This window comes from Thioalkalivibrio sp. ALE20, assembly GCF_000381405.1.
Taxonomy (GTDB): Bacteria; Pseudomonadota; Gammaproteobacteria; order Ectothiorhodospirales; family Ectothiorhodospiraceae; genus Thioalkalivibrio.
This window is the reverse complement of record NZ_KB906472.1, coordinates 96,849-118,175: the sequence shown is the minus strand read 5'-3', so window position 1 is coordinate 118,175 and position 21,327 is coordinate 96,849. Positions and strand designations below refer to the sequence as shown.

19 protein-coding genes and 1 riboswitch are annotated in these 21,327 nt (G+C 68.5%); of the genes, 5 read left to right on the top strand and 14 right to left on the bottom strand.

Annotation, left to right across the window (positions count from 1 at the left end; all coding sequences use genetic code 11):
• Nucleotides 1–18: 18 nt before the first annotated feature.
• Both F790_RS0103930 and F790_RS0103925 read right to left on the bottom strand, forming a co-directional pair.
• Complete coding sequence (locus tag F790_RS0103930) at nucleotides 19–567, bottom strand: copper chaperone PCu(A)C (RefSeq protein ID WP_019590886.1); 549 nt, start codon at nucleotides 565–567, stop codon at nucleotides 19–21.
• Between the two features lie 18 nt (nucleotides 568–585).
• Entirely contained in the window at nucleotides 586–2,571 is a 1,986-nt protein-coding gene (locus tag F790_RS0103925; RefSeq protein ID WP_019590885.1) for a TonB-dependent copper receptor, read from the bottom strand.
• A 330-nt stretch (nucleotides 2,572–2,901) separates the two neighbouring features.
• Here F790_RS0103925 and F790_RS0103920 point away from each other — a divergent pair, with 330 nt between their 5' ends.
• Complete coding sequence (locus F790_RS0103920) at nucleotides 2,902–3,870, top strand: sigma-54-dependent Fis family transcriptional regulator (protein WP_019590884.1); 969 nt, start codon at nucleotides 2,902–2,904, stop codon at nucleotides 3,868–3,870.
• Nucleotides 3,871–3,873: 3 nt separating this feature from the next.
• On the opposite strand, the gene F790_RS0103915 is transcribed toward F790_RS0103920, so the two are convergent.
• From F790_RS0103915 to F790_RS0103905, 3 genes are all read right to left on the bottom strand, one after another.
• Complete coding sequence (locus tag F790_RS0103915; protein WP_019590883.1) at nucleotides 3,874–5,313, bottom strand: DUF945 family protein; 1,440 nt, start codon at nucleotides 5,311–5,313, stop codon at nucleotides 3,874–3,876.
• A gap of 65 nt (nucleotides 5,314–5,378) precedes the next feature.
• Complete coding sequence (locus F790_RS0103910) at nucleotides 5,379–5,945, bottom strand: hypothetical protein (RefSeq protein WP_019022589.1); 567 nt, start codon at nucleotides 5,943–5,945, stop codon at nucleotides 5,379–5,381.
• A 96-nt stretch (nucleotides 5,946–6,041) separates the two neighbouring features.
• The gene (locus tag F790_RS0103905) at nucleotides 6,042–6,413 is read right to left on the bottom strand and encodes a DUF5362 family protein (protein WP_018868833.1); all 372 of its coding nucleotides are present in this window, start codon (nucleotides 6,411–6,413) and stop codon (nucleotides 6,042–6,044) included.
• Between the two features lie 201 nt (nucleotides 6,414–6,614).
• On the opposite strand from F790_RS0103905, the gene F790_RS0103900 reads away from it, so the two are divergent.
• Nucleotides 6,615–7,301, top strand: coding sequence for a hypothetical protein (locus F790_RS0103900; protein ID WP_019590882.1), 687 nt, complete (start codon nucleotides 6,615–6,617; stop codon nucleotides 7,299–7,301).
• Between the two features lie 11 nt (nucleotides 7,302–7,312).
• On the opposite strand, the gene F790_RS0103895 is transcribed toward F790_RS0103900, so the two are convergent.
• From F790_RS0103895 to F790_RS0103885, 3 genes are read right to left on the bottom strand one after another with little or no spacing between them, the layout of a single operon-like run.
• On the bottom strand, nucleotides 7,313–9,418 hold the full coding sequence (locus F790_RS0103895; protein ID WP_019590881.1) for a CHASE2 domain-containing protein: 2,106 nt from the start codon (nucleotides 9,416–9,418) through the stop codon (nucleotides 7,313–7,315).
• 57 nt (nucleotides 9,419–9,475) lie between these two features.
• Nucleotides 9,476–10,381: a M48 family metalloprotease gene (locus F790_RS0103890; protein ID WP_019022586.1), complete on the bottom strand. Its 906-nt coding sequence runs from the start codon at nucleotides 10,379–10,381 to the stop codon at nucleotides 9,476–9,478.
• Nucleotides 10,381–10,878, bottom strand: coding sequence for an SH3 domain-containing protein (locus F790_RS0103885; protein WP_231364934.1), 498 nt, complete (start codon nucleotides 10,876–10,878; stop codon nucleotides 10,381–10,383). Before F790_RS0103885 ends, F790_RS0103890 begins: the two co-directional genes overlap by 1 nt.
• A 222-nt stretch (nucleotides 10,879–11,100) precedes the next feature.
• Here F790_RS0103885 and F790_RS0103880 point away from each other — a divergent pair, with 222 nt between their 5' ends.
• On the top strand, nucleotides 11,101–12,198 hold the full coding sequence (locus F790_RS0103880) for a diguanylate cyclase (protein WP_019590880.1): 1,098 nt from the start codon (nucleotides 11,101–11,103) through the stop codon (nucleotides 12,196–12,198).
• A 9-nt stretch (nucleotides 12,199–12,207) separates the two neighbouring features.
• Here the strand turns inward: F790_RS0103880 and thiC are convergent, their stop codons facing one another.
• The gene (gene thiC / locus F790_RS0103875; protein ID WP_019590879.1) at nucleotides 12,208–14,097 is read right to left on the bottom strand and encodes a phosphomethylpyrimidine synthase ThiC; all 1,890 of its coding nucleotides are present in this window, start codon (nucleotides 14,095–14,097) and stop codon (nucleotides 12,208–12,210) included.
• 80 nt (nucleotides 14,098–14,177) lie between these two features.
• Nucleotides 14,178–14,284, bottom strand: a riboswitch (TPP riboswitch).
• Nucleotides 14,285–14,366: 82 nt separating this feature from the next.
• Between thiC and F790_RS0103870 the strand changes: the two genes are divergently transcribed.
• Together F790_RS0103870 and F790_RS0103865 are read left to right on the top strand one after the other, a co-directional pair.
• Nucleotides 14,367–15,047 (top strand): TIGR00153 family protein, encoded by a 681-nt coding sequence (locus F790_RS0103870; RefSeq protein ID WP_019022583.1) that lies wholly within the window; start codon nucleotides 14,367–14,369, stop codon nucleotides 15,045–15,047.
• 33 nt (nucleotides 15,048–15,080) lie between these two features.
• Complete coding sequence (locus F790_RS0103865; RefSeq protein ID WP_019022582.1) at nucleotides 15,081–16,337, top strand: inorganic phosphate transporter; 1,257 nt, start codon at nucleotides 15,081–15,083, stop codon at nucleotides 16,335–16,337.
• A 34-nt stretch (nucleotides 16,338–16,371) separates the two neighbouring features.
• On the opposite strand, the gene ubiB is transcribed toward F790_RS0103865, so the two are convergent.
• From ubiB to hslU, 5 genes are all read right to left on the bottom strand, one after another.
• Nucleotides 16,372–18,048 (bottom strand): ubiquinone biosynthesis regulatory protein kinase UbiB, encoded by a 1,677-nt coding sequence (gene ubiB / locus F790_RS0103860; RefSeq protein WP_019590878.1) that lies wholly within the window; start codon nucleotides 18,046–18,048, stop codon nucleotides 16,372–16,374.
• Nucleotides 18,049–18,053: 5 nt separating this feature from the next.
• Nucleotides 18,054–18,653 carry an SCP2 domain-containing protein gene (locus F790_RS0103855; protein ID WP_019590877.1) on the bottom strand — a complete coding sequence of 200 codons (600 nt, stop codon included), beginning with the start codon at nucleotides 18,651–18,653 and terminating at the stop codon, nucleotides 18,054–18,056.
• A gap of 19 nt (nucleotides 18,654–18,672) precedes the next feature.
• Complete coding sequence (ubiE, locus tag F790_RS0103850) at nucleotides 18,673–19,425, bottom strand: bifunctional demethylmenaquinone methyltransferase/2-methoxy-6-polyprenyl-1,4-benzoquinol methylase UbiE (RefSeq protein WP_018868851.1); 753 nt, start codon at nucleotides 19,423–19,425, stop codon at nucleotides 18,673–18,675.
• 13 nt (nucleotides 19,426–19,438) lie between these two features.
• A complete protein-coding gene (locus F790_RS0103845; RefSeq protein WP_018868852.1) occupies nucleotides 19,439–19,804 on the bottom strand; it encodes a gamma-butyrobetaine hydroxylase-like domain-containing protein in 366 nt (121 codons plus the stop codon).
• A gap of 149 nt (nucleotides 19,805–19,953) precedes the next feature.
• Nucleotides 19,954–21,285 carry an ATP-dependent protease ATPase subunit HslU gene (hslU, locus tag F790_RS0103840; protein WP_019022578.1) on the bottom strand — a complete coding sequence of 444 codons (1,332 nt, stop codon included), beginning with the start codon at nucleotides 21,283–21,285 and terminating at the stop codon, nucleotides 19,954–19,956.
• Nucleotides 21,286–21,327: the final 42 nt, after the last annotated feature.

The window sequence follows — 21,327 nt, the reverse complement described above, 5'->3', positions numbered from 1 at the left end:
AACGATCTGGATCAATCCTCAGTGCCCGTGGTGGCCGGACCCGTGGCCATGGCGCGCCCCGCCACCATCGCGCACCGTGGCCTCGAAGCGCGCGGTTTCGCCCGCGGCCGTCTCCAGGGTGACCGACACACGCTGATCCCGCTCCAGCGGTTCGTGCAGATCGATCAGCATCACGTGCAGGCCACCCGGCTCCAGCGCGGTCTTCCCGCCGGCCGGGATGGTGATGGCCTCGACCTCGCGCATGCGCATCACGCCCGCGTCATCCTGCACGTGGTCGTGCAGCTCGGTGACCCCGGCGACCGGCGATTCGCCCCGGACCAGCTCGATGTCCTCGTCGGTATGGTTGGCAAGGGTCAGATACGCCGCGGTCGAGCCCATGCCCGGCGGCATCATGCGCACCCAGGGCTCGGACACGATTTCCAGGCCCTCCGGACAGTCGCAGGCGAAGGTCTCGTCCGCGCCATGCGCATGTTCTCCGGCCGTCACGCCGGTGGCAGCCAGTGCCAGGAATACGGCACCGGCCAGGGCCAGCCGCCCGGGGCGTTGATATTGCGAGATGTTGGTCATTGCTTATGTCTCCCTCTCTCAGAATTCCACGTTCCACTGGGCCCAGACGGTACGCCCGGGTTCGTTGACCGGCCGGGTGGCCGCTCCCAGTTCGGCACTGCCGCGCTGGATATGCTCGCTGTAGGTGCGATCGAACAGGTTGTCCACGCCCACGGTCAGCTGCGAGTTCCCGAACAGCTCCACCCCGCCGTACAGCGCGACGGTGGCAAAGCCCGAGGTCTCTCCGGTGTCCAGGCTGTAGATCGTACCGTGATCCTCGTGGATGCGGTCCTGACGCATCACGCCGCGGACCTGCAGCCCGCCGAAATACGTCCCCGACGCATACTCCGCACCCAGCGTCGCTTCCGCCGGCGGGGTCTGCGCCAGGGGCACGTCGTCCGTGGTGTTCTCCGAGCGCACCCAGGCGGCACTCGCGTTCACGGTCCACGCCGACGTCAGTTCCCAGGCGCCGTCCACTTCGAAGCCCCAGGTCCGCGCATCCACGTTGCGCGTGCGATCCCCGGGCTGCGCCACCAGGATGTAGTCGTCGAACTCGCCGTAGAAACCGGACAGCGAGGCACGTAGGCGCGGCCCGTTCCAGGCAATGCCCGCATCCAGCTGGGTCAGGACCTCGGTATCCAGATCGAATACCCGCCGGCGTTCCCAGAAATCCGCCGCACGCTCCGAACGTCCGATCCCGACGTGCCAGGCCAGCGGCCGCTGCGCCTGCTCCTGTTCGTAGCGCAGGAAACCGCTGGTGGCGGTCGCACGCTCGCGGTCGCCGTCGCTGGCGCCACCAAAGCCGTCGCGCTGCGCCTCGGCCCGGGTCCGGTCAACCCGCAGGCCGCTCACCACGCGGCGCCGCGCATCCAGCGGGATCTCGAGTTCGCCGAACACCCCTGCGTCGCGGAATCGCGCGGTATCCTCGCGGGCGACATCGCGCCACCCGAAGGCGTCCGGCCCCATCAGGCGGTTCCCGCTGTGGCGGTTACGGCTGTAATCGACCCCGGCATGCAGGACCATGCCCCGCGGCAGAAGGAAGTCCCCGGCCACCCGTGCCCCTTCAGTGATGCGTTCGGGGTAGCTGACCATGGGCATGCCCGGCGGCTCCCGCAGGGTATAGTTGTCCATGACATGGTCGATCTCGTTGCGGAAGACCCGCGCCTCCAGGGTCTCGAACCAGGGCGCGAGATCATCGCGGGTCAGCGCAAGGCTGTAGCCGGTGCGGTCGAATCGCACGCCGTCCATGCCACGGTCGTCGTAGGCGGCCTCCGCGTCGGAACGGTCATACGTGAACTCAATGAGGGTCTGCTCGTCAGGGCGCCAGCCGGCGATCCCGGTGCCACTCCAGCGGGAATACTGCGAATGGACCTCGTTGCTATCGCCATCGCGGTAATCGTCCTGATCCGAGAAGGTACCGATGGCACGCAGATAGCCTGCGGAGGACCCGGTCGCCACATCCGCCACCAGGTCGGTGCGATCGAAACGCCCGACGGTCAGGCCCGCAAATCCGGTGACCTCCCCGGCCTCCGTGAACACCGGCGCGTCCCGCTCGAAACGCACCGTACCGCCCGACACGGCACCGTGCCGCACGCTCTGCGGACCCTTGCTCACCTCGATGCGGTCAAAGGCCTGCGGATAGGCATACGCCGTGGGCGGGTCCATGCGCCCGCCGCAGCCGCCCAGCACCGGATCGTCGTCCAGCAGCAGCGACAGTCGCGAGCCTCCCAGGCCTCGCAGGGCCGGATCGCCACTGGTACCGCCCTTGCGGCTGGTCACGAATCCGGGGATGGAGGCCAGATACGCCCCGCCATCATGCGCCGGCAACGGAAGCCGGGGCTGGCGTGGATCGGTACTGACCCGCCCGGGCCCCTCCATGGCGGGAACCGTTACCACCACCGGCGCCAGCCGCGCCGGATCCCCGGCCTGCGGCGCAGAAGGCCCTGCGGCCGCCACGGGCGCGGCCGCGGCACCGGCGATCGCCAGGGGGATCCAGCGGCACCGGAATCCATGCAAATGCTTCATGATTTCTCTCCGTCCTTGTTCTTGTCATTGGTGTCGTGCGACCGACTCGCCAGCAAGCACCGGGCCAGGTAGGGGCCAGGTACGGGCACCAACAACGACGGGAAACCGGAATGGCGGACTGCGGCGCCCGAAGCACCATTGGGAGCACCACGGAGGTGGCCGGAACCGCCACGCACACACGGCAGCCCCCGGGACCGGTGCGGGATTTGCCACAGCGGAGGGGTGAAACGCCGCAGTTGCGAACCGGACGCGTACGGAGTCCCTTGCCCGGGCACGGACTCTGGGGCAGGCTATGCAGTCATGTCGCAAGCGCGTGGCGGCCGGGAGGAGATGTTGGTCGAATCAGCCGAAAATACCGCCGAACATTTCGTTGGGAGCTCGCCCGAGCTGCAGGCCGTGCTGCGTCAGGCCAGCATGGTAGCGGCCACCGATGCCACGGTACTGGTGCTGGGCGAGAGCGGAACCGGCAAGGAACACCTGGCGCGCCACATCCATGCCCGCAGTCGGCGCCCGGACGGACCGCTGGTCACGGTAAACTGCGCGGCCCTGCCCGAAGAACTGGTCGAGTCCGAACTGTTCGGCCACCGCCGCGGGGCCTTCACCGGCGCGAACGACCATCAACCGGGGCTGGTGCGCCAGGCACATGGCGGCACGCTGCTGCTCGACGAGATCGCCGAACTCCCGGCCGGGGCCCAGGCCAAGCTGCTGCGCTTTCTGGAAAACGGGGAATGCCAGCCGCTGGGCGCGGCCGAGGCGGAACAGATCGACGTTCGCGTGATCGCCGCGACCCACCAGGATCTGCAGCAGCGCGTGGCCGACGGGCGTTTCCGCGCCGACCTGTACTATCGCCTGCAGGTGGTGCCGCTGGAGATGCCGCCGCTGCGCAGCCGCCAGGGAGACGTGCGCCGTCTGGCCGAACACTTTCGCGTCACACTGGCGGAACACCACGGCGTGGAACCGCCGCGGTTCACGCCCGCACTGCTGCGCTGGCTCGGCCAGTGGCCCTGGCCCGGCAACGTGCGCGAGCTGAAGAACCTGGTCGAGCGCTGCGTAATCTTCATGAGCGGTGCCGAGGTCAACCCGGGCGATCTGCCCGATGCCTGGCTGCAGACCCCGCAGGACCAGGCCGGCGGGCCGTTCGTGATCCCGCCGGGAGGGCTTAGCCTGGAGCGCCTGGAGATGGACCTGATCCGCCAGGCCCTGGAACAGACCGCGGGCAACCGGTCGCGGGCCGCCCGCCTGCTGGGCCTGACCCGCGACACCCTGCTCTACCGCATGAAAAAATACCAGATCGCCTGATCGCTATCCCTGCAGCAGCATCATCAGGTCGGTGACCGCCATCATCGGCTCGCCATCGACCACGATCATGCCCTCGGCAACCTCGACGTCCAGCCGGACCCGGTCATCCTCCACCGTGAACAGCGGGAACTCGCGCGCGCCCTGCATCAGCATGGCCACGATTTCCTCGGCCTCGCGATCCACCTCCGCCGCCGGCCGATGCGGCTCACGCAGGGCCATGTCCTCGCGCACCGAGGTACGGATCAGCCCCCGGTCCACGCCCGCCTGCAACGAACCCGACAGATACTCCAGCAATCCCGGGCCCTGCCAGGCGGCTGGCGGGATCTCGCCGGCCCGCAGCGTCAGGCTGCCGTCCAGGGCATCGCCCCGGGCGTCCACCACCCGCAGTTCCCGCAGCTCCAGGGCGGCGCCGTGCGAGGCGGTATCCATCAGCCACTGCTGATACAGGGCGTCCACATCCTCCAGCGCATGCAGGCCGGCTTCGACTTCGCGGCCCAGACGCCCGGCCTCGCGGACGGAGGCGGCATCGAGGTCCAGATGCAGCTCGGCGTGGAACTGCTGCAGACCGGTCAGGCCTTCCGCCCGGGTCTCGCCCAGCTCCAGACTCAGGTCACTGCGCGAACGGCCGTCGGTCTCGCGGGTCACCCCCGCCAGACGCAGGTCGCGCATGCGGAAAGACCCGTCGTCGAACTCACCCTCGATCCCGTCCAGCGCGAGTTCGGAATCGCCTTCCACCAGCAGCGAGTCGACGATGACCAGGTTGTCGCCGCGCATGCGCAGGCCGTCGATCCGCAGATCCACCTCGCCCGGCACGCCGACCCAGGCCCGGGGCAGCTCGACGTGCAGCGCCTGCATACCGGCCTCGCCCGCGATCTGTGCGGAGGCCTCCCAGGCGTCCCAGGACAGCTCGCCGATGCGATGCTGGCCGGCCATCAGCAGATCGCCGTCATAACCGGTGCCCTGCAGCTGGATGCGGGTGTCGCCCCCGGGGCGATGGGCGACCTCCAGCGTGGCCCAGTGACCCTGCTCCAGTGCGGGCAGGTCGGCCGCCACCGCCTCGGCCCACGGCAGCGTACCGGCCGCGCGGAACGGCTGGCCGCTGACCCAGCGGGCGAGGCCGTAATCCTCGACCTCCATGCGACCACTGGCACTCACGCTCGGCTCCGGCGTGCCCTGCAGCTCCGCCAGCGGCTCGTGCAGCGGGTTGTCGGACTCCGGGCGGTAGCGGAAGCGATAATCGACCGTCCCGGCATCCCGGTCATATGCGAGCCGGATCACGTCGAACTCGTCCACCGCCGCGGCATCCGCCTCGAAGCGGTCGAGCGCCTCCTGCAGGCTGTTCTGCGCCTGCGCCTGAACCAGACGGTCACCGCCCGCCCAGGCCGCTCCGCCGAGTACCACAACACCGACGGCCACGCCGGCCTTCGCCAGTCCACTTGCCATAATGACTCCCTTCTTTGGTGGGTGTTGCCAGTGTGCCCCGGGGTGAGCAACGGCCCCGGAGCGAATCAGTCGTCGTCCGCGGTCACCAGGGCCGCCGACCCCATCAGCTGGCCCCGGCCGTCATCGTCGGCCGGGGCCAGGCTCAGGGTGAACAGCTGCTTGAGAGGGGCTTCGGGCACCGCCCATTCCCAGGATACGGTACGCGTCGGGCCGCGCCCCGGCACCTCCCGGGTGTCATCGCGGACCTCACGGGCCTCGATCGGGTCGGGGGCCTCCGAGATCAGACGCACGAACGCCTCGTGCGCATGCTCGACATCGGCGCGACGCGCGTGCACCGCACAGAACGTGTCACCCTCGGGAAGGGCCAGCACGAAACGCCCGGCCTCGGACTCCAGACGCCAGGCTTCGCCTTCCTGTCCGCCCAGAAACGGCGCGGCCAGCTCCGGACGCAGCAGATCGTCTTCCTCCTGTTCGGCCCGCAGTGCCTCCAGATCGCTCACTCCGCTCAGGCAGGAATCCGCGTAGGCACGCGTGAAGGCATCGGCTTCCGCCTCACCGGCATCCGGCCCGGCCAGCGCGGGAACGGGGAGCACAAGCGAAACGGCGAACAGCACGGCTGGCGAGCGGGTCATCACGAACCTCCGTTCTGGACGATGGACATACCGGAGAAGCTATGACGACGGGCCGCAAAAGGCAATGGGCCGCGGCTGGCGGCCCGACTGCCCGGGTTACATGCCCTGAAGCTCGCTCATGCCCATCATCCCCGCGCCGATGCCGAACAGGAAACCCAGCACCATCAGCAGGATGTAGACCAGCAGGAGCACGCCCATGATGGTGAAGTGGGTGCGCAGCCGGCCCATGGCATTCTTCGCCTCCAGCTCGTCATCGCGCTCGTAGGCGCGGGCGAAACTGCCGGCGGCCTGCATCAGCACCACGCCGGCCCAGATCGGGATCCAGGCCACGATGATGCCGATGATCGACAGGGCCGTGAGCACCCCGGACAGGATCAGCATGACCCCGATCAGCTGCATCCAGAATTTGCCGCGATAAACCGGCTCGATGAGTTCGCGCACGCCGGTCGTACTGGTTGTCTCGTTCATGATTCCCCTTTTTCTCTCCCTCAGTGGCAGGTCGCCCGCAGCCGCCGACGCCTTCCCGAAGTGTAGCAGCCGGACCGCGCGAACTTACCTGCATGTTTGCAGGGGGCACGAGCCGGGGCCCGCGAGGGCGGAGAACGGCAGGCCCGGCGAGGCGTGATAGGCTTCACAAAAACACGGTGAAAGCGGCGGGAAGAGAAAGCGATGAGCGAAATCATCTATCGCCTGGAACGCAGTGACGGCAGCGAGTGGTGCTACCAGGTGGATATCCACCGCTCGCGGGACCCGGCGCGCCACAATGACGAGGCCCATCCGGACTGGACCCGTCTGGAATGCCGACTGTGCGAAAACTGTCCGCTGGACGCGCGGACCGTGGAATACTGCCCGGCGGCCATCGAGTTCGCCGATATCGCCCGGCATTTCGTCGACAGCCCGTCGGTGGAACGCATCCGGGGCCGCGTGGACACCCCCGTACGCAGCTATCTTAAGGAATGCGACGTCCAGGAATTCCTGCGCTCGCTGTTCGGGCTGATCATGGCCTCGGGCGCCTGCCCGATCCTGTCGCGGCTGCGCCCGCTGGCGGAATTCCACCTGCCGTTCGCCACCCTCGAGGAAACCCTGTACCGCATGGCGGGGACCTATCTGGTCCGTCAGTACCTCGACCGCCGGGAGGGCGAAGCACCGCCGGACTGGGACATGGAGGGGCTGCAGGAACTGCACCGGGAGCTGAACACGGTCAACCGTGCCCTGATGGAGCGGATACGCCTGGCATCGCGGCGCGACGCCAACATCAATGCCATGCAGAACTTTGTATCCATCACCACGATCGTCGAGATGGACATCGACGCGAGCCTGAACCAGCTGCTGGGCACCCTGCGCCAGGGGCTCTGAACGCGGCGCGGCTACTTCGCGTCGAGCTCCCAGACGCCGTCGCCGGCCTCGCCCCGTTCCAGCAATCGCGTGCAACGTTCGACGTAGCGTGCCGCGGGCGGGTCCCGGTCGGCAATGCTCGCGAACAGCGCTCGCGCCTCCTCCACCCGACCCTGGCGCAGCGTCTGCAGCGCCCGGGCGAAGACCTCGTAGCGTTCGGGAGCCGCATCCAGAGCCAGCCGCGCGACCGGTTCGTAGACCCGCACCGGGCGCGCCCGTCCGACCACGCGGATCTCGCCCAGCTCGCGGCAATACAGCGTTTCGGGGAGCTTCCGTACGGTGCTCTCCGCGATCAGGGTGTAGGTACCGAAGACCTTGTTGGCCCCCTCCAGCCGCGCGGCCAGATTCACCGCGTCACCGAGCATGGTGTAGTCGAAACGGGTACGCGACCCCATGTTGCCGACCACCGCCTCGCCGGTGTTCACACCGATGCGCATCGCGAGATCGCGTCCGGCCCGCCCGCGCAGGCGCGGTGCCATGGCCGCCAGACGCCGCTGACATTCGAGCGCCGCCTCCACCGCCCGCCGCGGATGGTCGGGGACATCCACCGGCGCGTTCCAGAAGGCGATGATCGCGTCCCCCTCGTACTTGTCGATGGTGGCTCCACAGGCCGTGAGGATGTCGGTCATCTCCGTCAGGTACTCGTTGAGCAGCCGCGTGAGATCATCCGGTGACAGCCGCTCGCTGAGGCTGGTGAAGCCCTCCAGATCACTGAAGAAGATGGTGAGTTCGCGGCGCTCGCCCCCCAGCTTCAGGCGATCGGGCTCCTCCAGCAGGCGCTCGATCACCTGCGGGCTGAGATACTGCGCGAAGGCCGCCTTGATGAAGCGCCGTTCACGGCCTTCGCGGGCATAGTTGTAGACCGCGGCCCCCACGGTCCCCGTCAGCCCGGCCACCAGCGGCACGACCAGGGGCAGCCAGACCCCGCCGGCATGCGCAAAGCCGGACAGCAACACCGGCGCCACCAGGGCGAACGCAATCGCCAGGGCCGTGCTCGCGCTGCTGCGCCCCAGCCCGGCGAGGAAGGCCGGCAGAAAGGCCAGCAGGCCCACCAGCACCTGCGCCCGGGTGGCGTCGACCTCGCGCATGAAACGCCCCGCGGTCAGGTTCTCCAGCATGGTCGCGTGGAACTCCACGCCGGGCGCACGCGGATCCAGCGGCAGCGGTCGCAGGTCGAACAGTCCGGCCGCCGACAGCCCCACCATTACGTGCCGGCCTTCGAGTTCTGCGGGGTCAATCGGCGTATCAGCCCCGGCGTCGGCCGCCAGCCGCAGTTCGCTCTGGATGACCGCGGCCGCCCGCAGCCGGGTACGTTCCGCACCCGGCCGCTCGAAGCGCAGGATCAGGCGACCCTCCGGGTCCAGCGGCAGACGCCGGTCACCCACCCGCAGCGCCCGCCCGTCGTCCTCCAGCCGCAGACCGGGCGACTCCTCCGATCCCGCGAGAAAGGCCGCCAGCCCCAGACCCGGCACCAGCTCCCCGTCGAAGCGGGTCATCGGCGGGGCCCGGCGGTAGACCCCGTCGGGATCCGGGGTGATGTGCACGTTGCCCATGCGCGCCGCCGACTGCGCAAGCTCGGTCACCGGGAAGGTCGCGCGGGAAAACGCGGGGAAGGTGGCGCTGCCGGCCCCTTCGACCTCCACCGTCGCGGACGAGACGGGCGCGTCCTGCGGCAACCGGTCGTGGCGGGCGGCCTCCTCGCCGTACAGCGCGGCGAAAACGGTCGGACCGAAATCCGCGGCGGCCCGCGCGAACCGCCGATCATCATGCACGCCGAAACGGGAATCGTCGGTGTAGAGCACATCAAAGGTCAGCGAGGCGGCCCCCGCACGACGGGCGAAATCGGCGATCACCGCCGGGTACTCGCGCGGCCATGGCCAGCCCTGGCCCTGGGTATCCAGCGCCCACTCGAGGCTCTGCTCGTCGACCAGGATCAGCACGACCTCGTCGTCCTGGTCCGGAGGCATCAGCCCGGCCAGCAGGCGCGCCTGCAGGTCGTAGGCCGCCCGCTCCGGACCGTCGACCCAGCCCGACTGCTCCGCCACCAGGGCCAGCAGGACCGCCAGCAGCCCGGTCATCAGGGCCCGCCGGAAACGGCCTCCGGAGCGGGAGCTGGCGGACATCCGGAGTCGCCGTCAGAGGGCCGCGCGGAACCGCGAGAAACGCTCGGCCCGGGCCTCGCTGCGCGAGTCCGCCGGCTCCAGCCCCAGCTCCGCGATGCGCCTGGAGGGCGATGGATGGGTGCGGGCGAATCCCGGGCCCTGCGGGTCCCATTCGTCATCCATGCGCTCCAGCACGCGAGTCAGCGCCTCGGGGCGATAGCCCGCGCGCTCGAGGATGGCCACCGCGCCGGCATCGGCCTCGCGCTCGAACTCGCGCGAATAGCCATTCACGAACAGGGTCCGGGTGATGTCGTCGATGGAGTCCTCGAAGATGTCCGTCAGCTCGCGCAGATCATCGTCCCCCGCCAGCTGCGCCCCGGTCAGCGCCGCACTGGTAAGCGCCGCGGTCACGCGCGAGCTGCGGATCGCCTGCAGGCCATGACGCTCCTGCACGTGCGCGATCTCGTGCGCGAGGATGGCCGCCAGTTCGTCCTCGGTTTCCGCCAGCCGGGCCATGCCGCGGGTGATGAAGATATGCCCGCCCGGGGTGGCAAAGGCATTGAGCTCGTCGGAATCCAGCAGGCGGAAGGAATACCCCTGATAGAGGCTCGGGCGCTCCGAGTGCAGGGCCAGGACCCCGCCCAGGTTGTTGAGGTACGCCTGTGCGGCCGGATCATCGAGGACCGCGTAGTCCTCCAGCACCCGGGCCGCCACGGCGCGGCCGATGAAATATTCCTGCTCCGGGGTGAAGTCCTCCATGCTGCGCTCCGCCAGCTCACCGGTCTGGCGCAGGCTTTCGGCCTGCCGCGCATCCAGCACGCCGGTCCGGGTCCCCAGCTCGGCACCCACCGAAGCGACCGTGCGGCAACCCGCCAGCAGCGCCAGCGACAGTACCAGGAACACCAACGGCAGCAGGGATGATCCGTTGCAGACCCGCATCACTCACCCCCCGGCAGATGCAGCTCGCCCTGCTCGATGAATGCCCTCAGATCCTCGGGATCCGCTCCCCCGGCTTCCATCCGGTCGACCGGGGCAAAGGACAGGCCGCGCTCACGGCGATAGCGCTCTTCCACCTCCTCGTTGAAGCCGCGCCCGGCCAGCGCGATCTCGTCGCGGTCCGCGTCCCGTTCAACGTCGTCTCCGTCCTCCGTCAGGATCACCGGATCCCGGCTCAGCGCGGACGGGTGCAGCCAGCCCTCCTCGCCGGCCTCGCTGCGCACCCGCAGAAATCCCTGGCTATGGTCCCTGACCTCGACTCGGGTGCCGTAATCGAGATGACCACGGATCGCGCTCAGATGACCGGGCGCCTCGCGCAGCTCGGCCGAACGCACGGCCACGTCCCCGGGATCGCCGCGCTCGAAGGCCAGCGCCACGGAGCCGGGACCGGCGACGGCCAGCACGAGAAACAGCACCGGGAGGGTTCGGATTCGCAACATGGAAGGACCTCGACCGTGAGTGATTGCCCGCGACGGAAAACCCGACGGACAATGGACATTCTTCCTACCGAAGCGGGCCCACAGCGTCAACCCGCCAGGCGAGGCCATCGCTCCTGCCGGGCTGACATTTTCCGGTGAATACCCGCATCATGATGGTGGCGGGCCCATGGTGCCCCGGTGGCACACCGGCGGCGGAGGCCGGTCTCGCAACGGGGGGTCAATTTGGAGACGGAACGACCACTGCGGGCCCGACTGGATCCGCTGCACGGCGAAGACGAGGCGACCCGCCACGCGTTCTCGGCCTGGCTGCGGGCCACGCGCATCCCGCAGGTTCGCTACATCGCGCTTCTGACCGCCGCGATGTATCTGCTGTACGCCGGCATCGAACAGACGGTGGACGCCGATGCGGCCGGCCTGCGCGTCTTCGCCCATGCCCTGCTGGTCCCGGGGATGCTGCTGGCGGTGGCGGCGATGAGCCTGCGGGCCTCCCTGCAGCGCTGGATGTGGGCATTGCTGATGATCGCGCCGGTGGTCGCGAACGCCGCCAATCTGCACCTGAACGCGGGCTCGCCGCAGTTCCTGGTGTTCGCCCCCGAGATCTACCTGAGCATCATCTGGACCTTCACGGTATCGGGACTGACGCTGCGTCAGGCCTCGATTTCGGCCGGAGCGATCGTCGCCCTGGTGATTGCCGCCACGGTTCAGCTGCCGATGCCAACCGGGCTGGTGCAGCTGCATCTGTTCTGGGTACTGGCGGCCTTCTCGTTCGGGGTGCTGGCCGCCTTCATCCTCGAACGCGCGCTCAAGGCCACATTCCTGCAGCAGTGCGAGCTGACTCATTCCGCGCAGATCGATTCGCTGACCTCGCTGTGGAACCGCGCGCACATCGAACAGCGGTTCGAGGAGGAGCGCGCCCGCGCCGAGCGCTACGGCCACCCGTTCTCGGTGATCCTGATGGACATCGACCACTTCAAGGCGGTGAACGACACCTGGGGCCACAGCGTCGGCGACGCGGTGCTGCGTCAGTTTGCCGAACTGTTGCGCCAACACCTGCGCAAGGCGGACGCCGCGGGGCGGATCGGCGGCGAGGAGTTCTTCGTGCTGCTGCCGCAGACCCGGGCCGACCAGGCCGTGGCCGCCGCCCGCGACCTGCAGGCCCGCATCAATGCCTTCGACTTCGACACCGTGGGGCCGCGCACCGCCAGCTTCGGGGTGACCGAATACCGCCCCGGCGAAAGCCGGGTCGACACCTTCGACCGCGCCGACCGGGCCCTGTACGCGGCGAAGAAGAACGGGCGCGACCGCATCGACGCACGCTGACGCGGCGGCTCACACCTCGCGGTAGATCTGCGCGCCCTTCTCGACGAACTCCACCGCCTTCTCCTGCATGCCCTTTTCCAGTGCCTCCTGTTCCGAAAGCCCCTGGGCCGCGGCGTAGTCGCGCACGTCCTGAGTGATCTTCATCGAGCAGAAGTTCGGGCCGCACATGGAACAGAAGTGGGCGACCTTGTGCGCATCCTTGGGCAGGGTCTCGTCGTGGAATTCGCGCGCGCGCTCCGGGTCCAGTGCCAGGTTGAACTGGTCTTCCCAGCGGAACTCGAAGCGTGCCTTGGACAGGGCGTTATCCTGCAGCTGCGCCCCGGGGAAGCCCTTGGCCAGATCGGCGGCGTGGGCGGCGATCTTGTAGGTGATGATGCCGTCGCGTACGTCCTGCTTGTTGGGCAGGCCCAGGTGTTCCTTCGGTGTCACGTAGCAAAGCATCGCGGTGCCGTACCAGCCGATGTTGGCCGCGCCGATGCCGGAGGTGATGTGGTCGTAGGCCGGGGCGATGTCGGTCACCAGCGGGCCGAGGGTGTAGAACGGCGCCTCGAAACAGTCCTCCAGCTCCTTGTCGACGTTCTCCTTCACCTTCTGCAGCGGCACGTGGCCGGGGCCCTCGATCATCACCTGCACGTCGTGCGCCCAGGCCTTCTGCGTCAGCTCGCCCAGGGTCTCCAGCTCGCCGAACTGCGCGGCGTCGTTGGCGTCCGCCAGGCAGCCGGGGCGCAGGCCGTCACCCAGCGAGAACGAGACATCGAAGGCCTTCATGATCTCGCAGATCTCGTCGAAGCGGGTGTAGAGGAAGTTCTCCTCGTGATGCGCCAGGCACCACTTGGCCATGATCGAGCCGCCGCGCGAGACGATGCCGGTCACGCGGTCGGCGGTCAGCGGCACGTACTGCAAGCGCACGCCGGCGTGGATGGTGAAGTAGTCCACGCCCTGTTCCGCCTGCTCGATCAGGGTGTCGCGGAACAGCTCCCAGGTCAGGTCCTCCGGCTTGCCGTCGACCTTCTCCAGCGCCTGGTAGATCGGCACGGTGCCGATCGGCACCGGCGAGTTGCGCAGGATCCACTCGCGGGTCTCGTGGATGTTCTTGCCGGTAGACAGGTCCATCAGGGTGTCGCCGCCCCAGCGCGCGGACCACACCAGCTTCTCGACCTCTTCCTCGATCGACGAGGAGACCGCCGAGTTGCCGATGTTGGTGTTGACCTTCACCCGGAAGTTGCGGCCGATGATCATCGGCTCGAGCTCCGGGTGGTTGATGTTCGCGGGGATGATCGCGCGGCCGCGGGCGATCTCGTCGCGCACGAACTCGGGCGTGATCTCGTCAGGGATCGAGGCCCCGAACGACTCGCCGGCGTGGCTTCGCAGCAACTTCTGGTAGCGCGGGTCGGCGCGCAGCTCCTGCAGGCGGTTGTTCTCGCGGATGGCGACGAACTCCATCTCCGGGGTGATGAGGCCCTGGCGGGCGTAGTGCATCTGCGAGACGTTCGCCCCGGCCTGCGCGCGGCGCGGCGGGCGGATGTGCTCGAAGCGCAGGCTGGCCAGTTCCGGGTCGGCGGCGCGAGCACGGCCGTACTCCGAGCTCGGGCCGTCCAGCCACTCGGTGTCCGCGCGTTCGTCGATCCAGCCACCACGCAGATCCGCCAGGCCCCGGTGCAGGTCGATGGTCGCCTCGGGGTCGGTGTAGGGGCCGGAGGTGTCGTAGACCGGGATCGGCGGGTTCTCCTCGGGGGTGCCGGAGGTCATCGTCGGCGTCTGCGCGACCTCGCGATACGGCACGCGGATGTCCACACGCGAACCCTGGACGTAACGCTTCCCGGAGTTCGGGAACGGGCGGGTGACTTCGGCGGAGACCTCGGCGGTCTTGCGGGCAAACGACTCGGGGATGGCGCTCATGATCGGACCTCTGCTGCTGTCGCACGGGGCGAAGGGAGCGCGGGCAGGGCGATCGCGGGGGCAGGAACCCCGGGTGCAGCGGACCGTTGACCGAGCTTCCCTCCGCCGGAGTTAACCGGTTCAGGTTCAAGGGGACTCTCTCAGCCCCCTCGTCGCTCGCGACAACGGGGCACCCCCAGCTCATAGCCGAGTGTAACGCAGAGCCGCCCGGTAAGCACGGCGGGGTCGTTTGCGCTAGATTAAAGGTCTGTGACACTCTTCGCGCCGCCATGAGCCCCAAGAACTTTGTCTTCGAGCTGTTCGGCCGGTCCCCGGTGCGCCCGCTGCAGGCGCACATGGACAAGGTCCGTTCCTGTATCGCGGAACTGCCGCTGTTCATTCAGGCGGTGGATCGCGAAGACTGGGATGCGGCCCGCACCCATCAGGAGCGCATCGTCGAGCTCGAACACGATGCCGACCGCCTGAAGAAGGATCTGCGTCTGCACCTTCCCAAGGGGCTGATGCTCGCCATGTCGCGCCGCGACGTCCTCGACACCCTCCTCATCCAGGACCAGATCGCCAACAAGGCCAAGGACATCGCCGGGCTGATGCTGGGCCGGCAGATGCGTTTCCCCGACGACATGCAGGAACCGGTACAGCGTTTCCTGCAGCGCAGCGTGGACACCGTCGACCAGGCGGGGCGTGCGGTCAACGAGCTGGACGAACTGGTGGAAGCGGGTTTCCGCGGCCACGAGGTCGAGGTCGTCAACCGCATCCTGCAGAAGCTCGACAGCCTCGAGCACGAGGCCGATGACGCCCAGCGCGAGGTCCGCGAAATGCTGTTTGCCCGGGAGACGGAGCTGCCGCCGGTGAACGTGATGTTCATGTATCGCGTGATCGACTCCATTGGCGATCTCGCCGACCTGGCACAGCGCGTGGGCAGCCGCCTGCAGCTGATGCTGGCCAAGTAACCACCCGACACAAGACGAGGCTCGGGAGACGGCATGGAATACGGCATTGTGCTGCTCGCCCTCGCGGTCATCTTCGGTCTGTTCATGGCCTGGGGCATCGGCGCCAACGACGTGGCCAATGCCATGGGCACCTCGGTGGGATCACGTGCCCTGACCATCCGCCAGGCGGTGGTGGTGGCCGGGGTCTTCGTGTTCGCCGGTGCATGGCTGGCCGGGGGCGAGGTAACCCAGACCATCCGCAGCGGGATGGTCGATTCCGATCTGCTGGCGGACAGCCCGGACCTGCTGGTGTTCGGGATGCTGGCGGCCCTGGCGGCGGCCGGGACCTGGCTGATGGTCGCGTCCTATTTCGGCTGGCCGGTCTCCACCACGCATTCCATCATCGGCGCCATCATCGGCTTCGCGGTGGTCGGGCTCGGGTTCGAGGTGGTGCGCTGGGAGCGGGTCGGCACCATCGCGGCATCCTGGGTTCTTTCGCCGATGATCGGCGGCGCGATCGCGTTCGCCCTGTTCCGCAGCGTGCAGCTCCTGATCCTGGACACGGTCGACCCGCTGAAAAACGCAAAGCGCTGGGCCCCGCTGTACATCTTCCTCACCGCCTTCGTGACCGCGCTGGTCACCATGTTCAAGGGGCTGACCCATGTCGGCCTGAATCTGACCACCGTACAGAGTTACGGCCTTGCGATCCTGATCAGCCTGATCGTGGTGGCGTTCGGCATGCTGGCCATCCGCCGGCTGCGGTTCGAGGAGATCCCGGCGGACGAAAACGGCTCGCACTTCAGTGACGTCGAGAAGGTCTTCGGCGTGCTGATGGTGGTCACCGGCTGCGCCATGGCCTTTGCCCTGGGCTCCAATGACGTCGCCAATGCGGTGGGGCCGCTGGCCGCGGTGGTCGACGTGATCCAGACCGGCGAGGTGGATCCGGAGACGCTGGTGCCGATGTGGGTGCTGCTGCTGGGCGGCTTCGGGATCGTGTTCGGCCTGTTCACCTACGGCCACAAGGTGATCGCCACGGTGGGCACCGGGATCACCCAGCTGACCCCCAGCCGCGGTTATGCCGCGACGGCGGCCGCGGCCGCCACCGTGGTGCTGGCCTCGGGCACCGGCCTGCCGATCTCCACCACCCACACCCTGGTGGGCGCGATCCTCGGCGTGGGCCTGGCCCGCGGGATCGCGGCGATCGATCTGCGCCTGGTACGCATGATCTTCATGTCGTGGATCGTGACCCTGCCGGCCGGGGCGATCCTGGCGATCCTGTTCTTCTACGTGCTGCGCGGCCTGCTCGGCTGAGGCCCGGGCCGGGCCAGGAACGGAGCCGGCCGGGTCAGTTCTGCGGCCGCGGCGGCAGCGGCCGCAGGCTGAACAGCAGCAGACCCAGGCCCAGGACCCCGGCGGGCCACGCCGGCCAGGCGATCCCCAGCCATTGCGGCACGTCGAGCTGGAAAGTCAGGCCCGCCACCACCAGCAGCCCCAGCGCGGCCAGGCCCTCGCGCCGGCGCCGGTCCTGCCGGCCGAGACCGTCCTCCAGCTCGCGGATCTGCTGGCGCAGCGCGGCATCGCGTTCGGCCCGCTGCTCCTCCACCGTCAACGCCTTCTCCACATGCAGCGGCAGCTCCGGCAGATGGGCCAGCAGCCGCGGCAGGTGTTCGCGCGCGCTGCGGAAGAAGGCTCGCGTCCCCATGCGCTCGTGCATCCACTGCTCGATGAACGGCTTGGCCGTCGTCCACAGGTCCAGCTGCGGGTACAGCTGGCGCCCCAGGCCCTCGATGTTCAGCAGGGTCTTCTGCAGCAGCACCAGCTGCGGCTGGACCTCCATGTCGAAGCGCCGCGCGGTCTGGAACAGCCGCATCAGCACCTGGCCGAAGGAGATCTCGTCCAGCGGCTTCTGAAAGATCGGCTCGCACACCGACCGGATCGCCGCCTCGAACTCGTCGACCCGGGTGTCCTTCGGCACCCAGCCGGACTCCACGTGCAACTCGGCCACGCGCCGGTAGTCACGGTTGAAGAAGGCGTAGAAGTTCTCCGCGAGGTAACGCTGGTCGGAGTCCAGCAGCGAGCCGACGATGCCGAAATCGACCGCGCGGTACGTCGGGTCGTCGGGATGGGTGGCATCCACGAAGATATTGCCCGGATGCATGTCGGCGTGGAAGAAGTTGTGCTTGAACACCTGGGTGAAGAAGATCTCCACGCCGCGCTCCGCCAGCAGCCGCAGGTCCACCCCGCGTTCACGCAGGGCGGCCACGTCCGCCACCGGAATGCCCTCGATGCGTTCCATCACCAGCACGCTCTGGCGGGTGTAGTCCCAGATGATCTCCGGGATGTAGAGCAGGTGGCTGTCGGCGAAATTGCGATGGATGGCCGCCGCGTTGGCGCCCTCGCGGATCAGGTCCAGCTCGTCGGTGACGGTCTTTTCGTACTCGTCCACCACCTCGCGCGGGCGCAGCCGGCGGGCCTCGCTCCAGTAGCGATCCGCCAGCGCGGCGATGGTATGCATCACCTCGAGGTCCGCGCGGATGGTCTTCAGGATGCCGGGCCGCACGACCTTCACCACCACCTCGCGGCCGTCCTGCAGCCGCGCCTCGTGCACCTGGGCGATGGAGGCCGAGGCCAGCGGGGTATCGGAAAACTCGGCAAAGGCGATGTCCACCGGGCGTTCCAGCTCGGCCTCGATCACCGCGCGCGCCTGATTCGCGGGGAACGGCGGGACACGATCCTGCAGGCGCGCCAGCTCCACCGCGATGTCGTCCGGGAGGAGGTCGCGGCGGGTCGACAGCATCTGCCCGAACTTGATGAAGATCGGGCCCAGGTCCTCCAGCGCGCGGCGGATGCGTTCGCCCCGCGTGCCCCGGGTGCGGCGGAACCAGTTCCATGGCGCGAGATAGAGCAGGAAGCTCAGCGGGCGCAGCGGCTTGAGGGTGAACAGGATGACGTCCAGCCGGTAGCGCACCAGGACCCGGGCGATGGTCCACAGCCGCAGACCCTGGTAGAAGCTGCGTCGCATGGGGGTCAGGCGTCTCCGGATTCGAGACGGCGCAGGCGCGCCTCCAGCCGGGCGGTATCGTCACGCAGGCGGGCCACGTCCTCGCTGAAGGCCTCGAAGGCCCCGGACGGCGGCAGCCAGCCCGCCTCGTCGCGGGCATAATCGGCCAGGTCCTCGGCGGAGCGCGTGGCCGCATGACGCAGGCCGCCGGTCGCACGCCGGAACAGGTCCTGCAGCGGACCCGCGGACCCGGCGCCGGCGACCCGTTCGAACAGGGCCGCCCAGTCATGCTCGGCCTCGCCCAGCGCGCGCTGCAGATCGGACAGCGCGGTGGCATCCCCCTCGATCTGCAGGCCGCTGCGGTCGTCGCGGGCCATGGCCGCCCCCAGCGACAATGGCGAGCCGGCCACGCGGGCATCCACGGGTTCTTCCACGCCCCCGATCACCTGCAGGCGGTCGGCGGCACCCACCAGACTGAACGCGACCCCCGGCGGCTCCACCACGATGGCCACCGCGCGGCCGGCCAGGCGCTCGCGTGCCGGTTCCGGCGCGGCCGCCAGGATCTCGTTCAGCAGGGTCTCGACCAGAGCGGTGACGGGGCTCGGCAGGGCTGCAGGCTCGGCCATCGCGATTCTTCTCCGGCTGTTACAGGCGGGTAGCGCGGTGCAGGGCGACGATGCCGCCCGTCAGGTTGTCGTATTCGACGCGTTCCAGGCCGGCATCGCGCATCAGCCCGGCGAGGGTCTCCTGATCCGGGTGCATGCGGATGGATTCGGCCAGATAGCGATAGGAGTCGGCATCATTGGCGACCAGACGGCCCATCAGCGGCAGGAGCTTGAAGGAATAGACATCGTAGGCCGGCCGCAGCGGCGCCACCGGCTGCGAAAACTCCAGGATCAGCACCCGACCGCCGGGCTTGAGCACCCGGCGCATCTCCGCCAGCGCGTTTTCCTTGCGGGTCACGTTGCGCAGGCCGAAGGCCATGGTGATGCGGTCGAATGACTCGTCGGGATACGGCAGGACTTCGGCATCCGCCTGCACGTATTCGATGTTGCCGACCCGGCCCTCGTCGATCAGCCGGTCGCGCCCGGCCTCCAGCATGGAGGCATTGATATCGCAGACCACGACCTGTCCCTTCGGCCCGACCCGCGGCGCGAACGCACTGGCCAGATCGCCGGTCCCGCCAGCGAGGTCGAGGATGCGCATGCCGGGCCGTACCCCGGCGCGTTCCACGGTGTAGCGCTTCCACACGCGGTGGATGCCCATGGACATCAGGTCGTTCATCACGTCGTAGCGGGAAGCCACGGAGTGGAACACCTGTCCGACCCGCTCGGTCTTCTCGGATTCGGAAACGGTCTGGTAGCCGAAGTGGGTCTTGCCGGGGTCGTCGTCGTTCATGAGTCTTCTTGCGTCAGTGGGTGCGGCGTTCGTGACCGGCCTGATGCAGCCGTTCCAGGTAATCCTGCCACAGACGCTCCTGTTCCGTACCCAGCTTGTAGAGGTAATCCCAGTCGTAGATGCCCGTATCGTGGCCGTCGGAGAACACCAGCTTGACCGCGTAGTTGCCGACCGGCTCGATCGCGGTGATGTTCACGTCCTCCTTGCCGACCTGCAGCACCTCCTGTCCGGGGCCGTGCCCGCGCACCTCGGCCGACGGCGAATACACCCGCAGGAACTCGCAGGGCAGCTCGAAATGCGAGCCGTCGGCGTAGCGCAGTTCGAGGATGCGCGACTTCTGGTGCAGCTGGATGTCCGTGGGTCGTTGCGTACTGCTCATGCGGCCTCCGACGTGCGGCGCCCGGATTGCCCGGGACGATGGGAACGCCCGGAACCGCCAGGGCGGTTCCGGAATCACTGCCGCCGGCGAGGATACCAGCCCGCGCACCCCGACGGGCATACCCCGGCACGGGCTCCGGGGTTGGGGCGCTACAGGATGTAGCGCGACAGGTCCTCGTCCTCGGCCAGATCGCTCAGGCGTTCGTCGACGAACGCGCGGTCGATCACGACCGGTTCCGGGATGTCGGGGGCGCGGAAGGCGACGTCCTGCAGCAGGCGTTCGAGCACGGTGTGCAGCCGCCGCGCGCCGATGTTCTCGGTGCGCGCATTGACGTCGTGGGCGATCTCGGCGAGGCGCTGCACGCCCTCGTCGCGGAATTCCACGCTGACACCCTCGGTCTTCATCAGCTCCACGTACTGCTCGGTCAGCGACGCGGTGGGCTCGGTCAGGATGCGCACGAAGGCCTCCACCGACAGCGGTTCCAGTTCCACCCGGATCGGCAGCCGGCCCTGGAGCTCGGGGACCATGTCCGACGGCTTGCTCAGGTGGAACGCGCCGGAGGCGATGAACAGGATGTGGTCGGTGCGCACCATGCCCAGCTTGGTGGACACGGTGGTGCCCTCGATCAGCGGCAGCAGGTCGCGCTGCACGCCCTCGCGGGAGACATCCGAGCCGCTCTTCTCGCTGCCCTTGGCGACCTTGTCGATCTCGTCGAGGAACACGATGCCGCTCTGCTCGACCCGCTCGATCGCCTTGACCTTGAGTTCCTCCTCGTTGACCAGGCGCGCGGCCTCCTCGTCCACCAGCAGACGCCGGGCATCGGCGATCTTCAGGCGCCGCTGCTGGCTCTTCTGGCCACCCATGTTCTGGAACATCGACTGCAGCTGGCTGGCCATCTCTTCCATGCCGGGCGGTGTCATCAGTTCGACGTTCTGCCCCTGCTGCTGGAGCTCGATGTCGATCTCGCGCTCGTCCAGGCTGCCCTCGCGCAGGCGCTTGCGCAGCTTCTGCCGGGTCTCGTTGTTGGCTGCGTCGTCGCCGGACTCGGTGAAACCAGCGTTGCGCGGCCGCGGCAGCAGGGCATCGAGGATGCGCTCCTCGGCGGCGTCCTCGGCCTGGCCGCGGTGCTGCTGCATCTCTTCCTCGCGCAGCTGCTTGATCGCGTTTTCGGCCAGGTCCCGGATGATCGACTCCACATCGCGCCCGACATAGCCGACTTCGGTGAACTTGGTCGCCTCGACCTTGATGAACGGGGCCTTGGCCAGCTTCGCCAGGCGGCGGGCGATCTCGGTCTTGCCGACGCCGGTGGGGCCGATCATCAGGATGTTCTTGGGCGTGACCTCGGGCTGCAGGGCCTCGGGCAGCTGTCGCCGGCGCCAGCGGTTGCGCAGGGCGACGGCCACGGAACGCTTGGCCCCGTCCTGGCCAATGATGTAGCGATCCAGTTCCTGGACGATTTCGCGGGGGGTCATGTCGCTCATGGCTTGCGGTCCTGAAGGGTCGCGGCCGGGGAGCCTTGCGGG

Excerpts from the sequence above, each read along its gene's own strand:
- F790_RS0103930 (WP_019590886.1), bottom strand. The coding sequence starts at position 567 with ATGACCAACATCTCGCAATATCAACGCCCCGGGCGGCTGGCCCTGGCC.
- F790_RS0103925 (WP_019590885.1), bottom strand. The coding sequence starts at position 2,571 with ATGAAGCATTTGCATGGATTCCGGTGCCGCTGGATCCCCCTGGCGATC.
- F790_RS0103920 (WP_019590884.1), top strand. The coding sequence starts at position 2,902 with ATGTTGGTCGAATCAGCCGAAAATACCGCCGAACATTTCGTTGGGAGC.
- F790_RS0103915 (WP_019590883.1), bottom strand. The coding sequence starts at position 5,313 with ATGGCAAGTGGACTGGCGAAGGCCGGCGTGGCCGTCGGTGTTGTGGTA.
- F790_RS0103910 (WP_019022589.1), bottom strand. The coding sequence starts at position 5,945 with ATGACCCGCTCGCCAGCCGTGCTGTTCGCCGTTTCGCTTGTGCTCCCC.
- F790_RS0103905 (WP_018868833.1), bottom strand. The coding sequence starts at position 6,413 with ATGAACGAGACAACCAGTACGACCGGCGTGCGCGAACTCATCGAGCCG.
- F790_RS0103900 (WP_019590882.1), top strand. The coding sequence starts at position 6,615 with ATGAGCGAAATCATCTATCGCCTGGAACGCAGTGACGGCAGCGAGTGG.
- F790_RS0103895 (WP_019590881.1), bottom strand. The coding sequence starts at position 9,418 with ATGACCGGGCTGCTGGCGGTCCTGCTGGCCCTGGTGGCGGAGCAGTCG.
- F790_RS0103890 (WP_019022586.1), bottom strand. The coding sequence starts at position 10,381 with ATGCGGGTCTGCAACGGATCATCCCTGCTGCCGTTGGTGTTCCTGGTA.
- F790_RS0103885 (WP_231364934.1), bottom strand. The coding sequence starts at position 10,878 with ATGTTGCGAATCCGAACCCTCCCGGTGCTGTTTCTCGTGCTGGCCGTC.
- thiC (WP_019590879.1), bottom strand. The coding sequence starts at position 14,097 with ATGAGCGCCATCCCCGAGTCGTTTGCCCGCAAGACCGCCGAGGTCTCC.
- F790_RS0103870 (WP_019022583.1), top strand. The coding sequence starts at position 14,367 with ATGAGCCCCAAGAACTTTGTCTTCGAGCTGTTCGGCCGGTCCCCGGTG.
- F790_RS0103865 (WP_019022582.1), top strand. The coding sequence starts at position 15,081 with ATGGAATACGGCATTGTGCTGCTCGCCCTCGCGGTCATCTTCGGTCTG.
- ubiB (WP_019590878.1), bottom strand. The coding sequence starts at position 18,048 with ATGCGACGCAGCTTCTACCAGGGTCTGCGGCTGTGGACCATCGCCCGG.
- F790_RS0103855 (WP_019590877.1), bottom strand. The coding sequence starts at position 18,653 with ATGGCCGAGCCTGCAGCCCTGCCGAGCCCCGTCACCGCTCTGGTCGAG.
- ubiE (WP_018868851.1), bottom strand. The coding sequence starts at position 19,425 with ATGAACGACGACGACCCCGGCAAGACCCACTTCGGCTACCAGACCGTT.
- F790_RS0103845 (WP_018868852.1), bottom strand. The coding sequence starts at position 19,804 with ATGAGCAGTACGCAACGACCCACGGACATCCAGCTGCACCAGAAGTCG.
- hslU (WP_019022578.1), bottom strand. The coding sequence starts at position 21,285 with ATGAGCGACATGACCCCCCGCGAAATCGTCCAGGAACTGGATCGCTAC.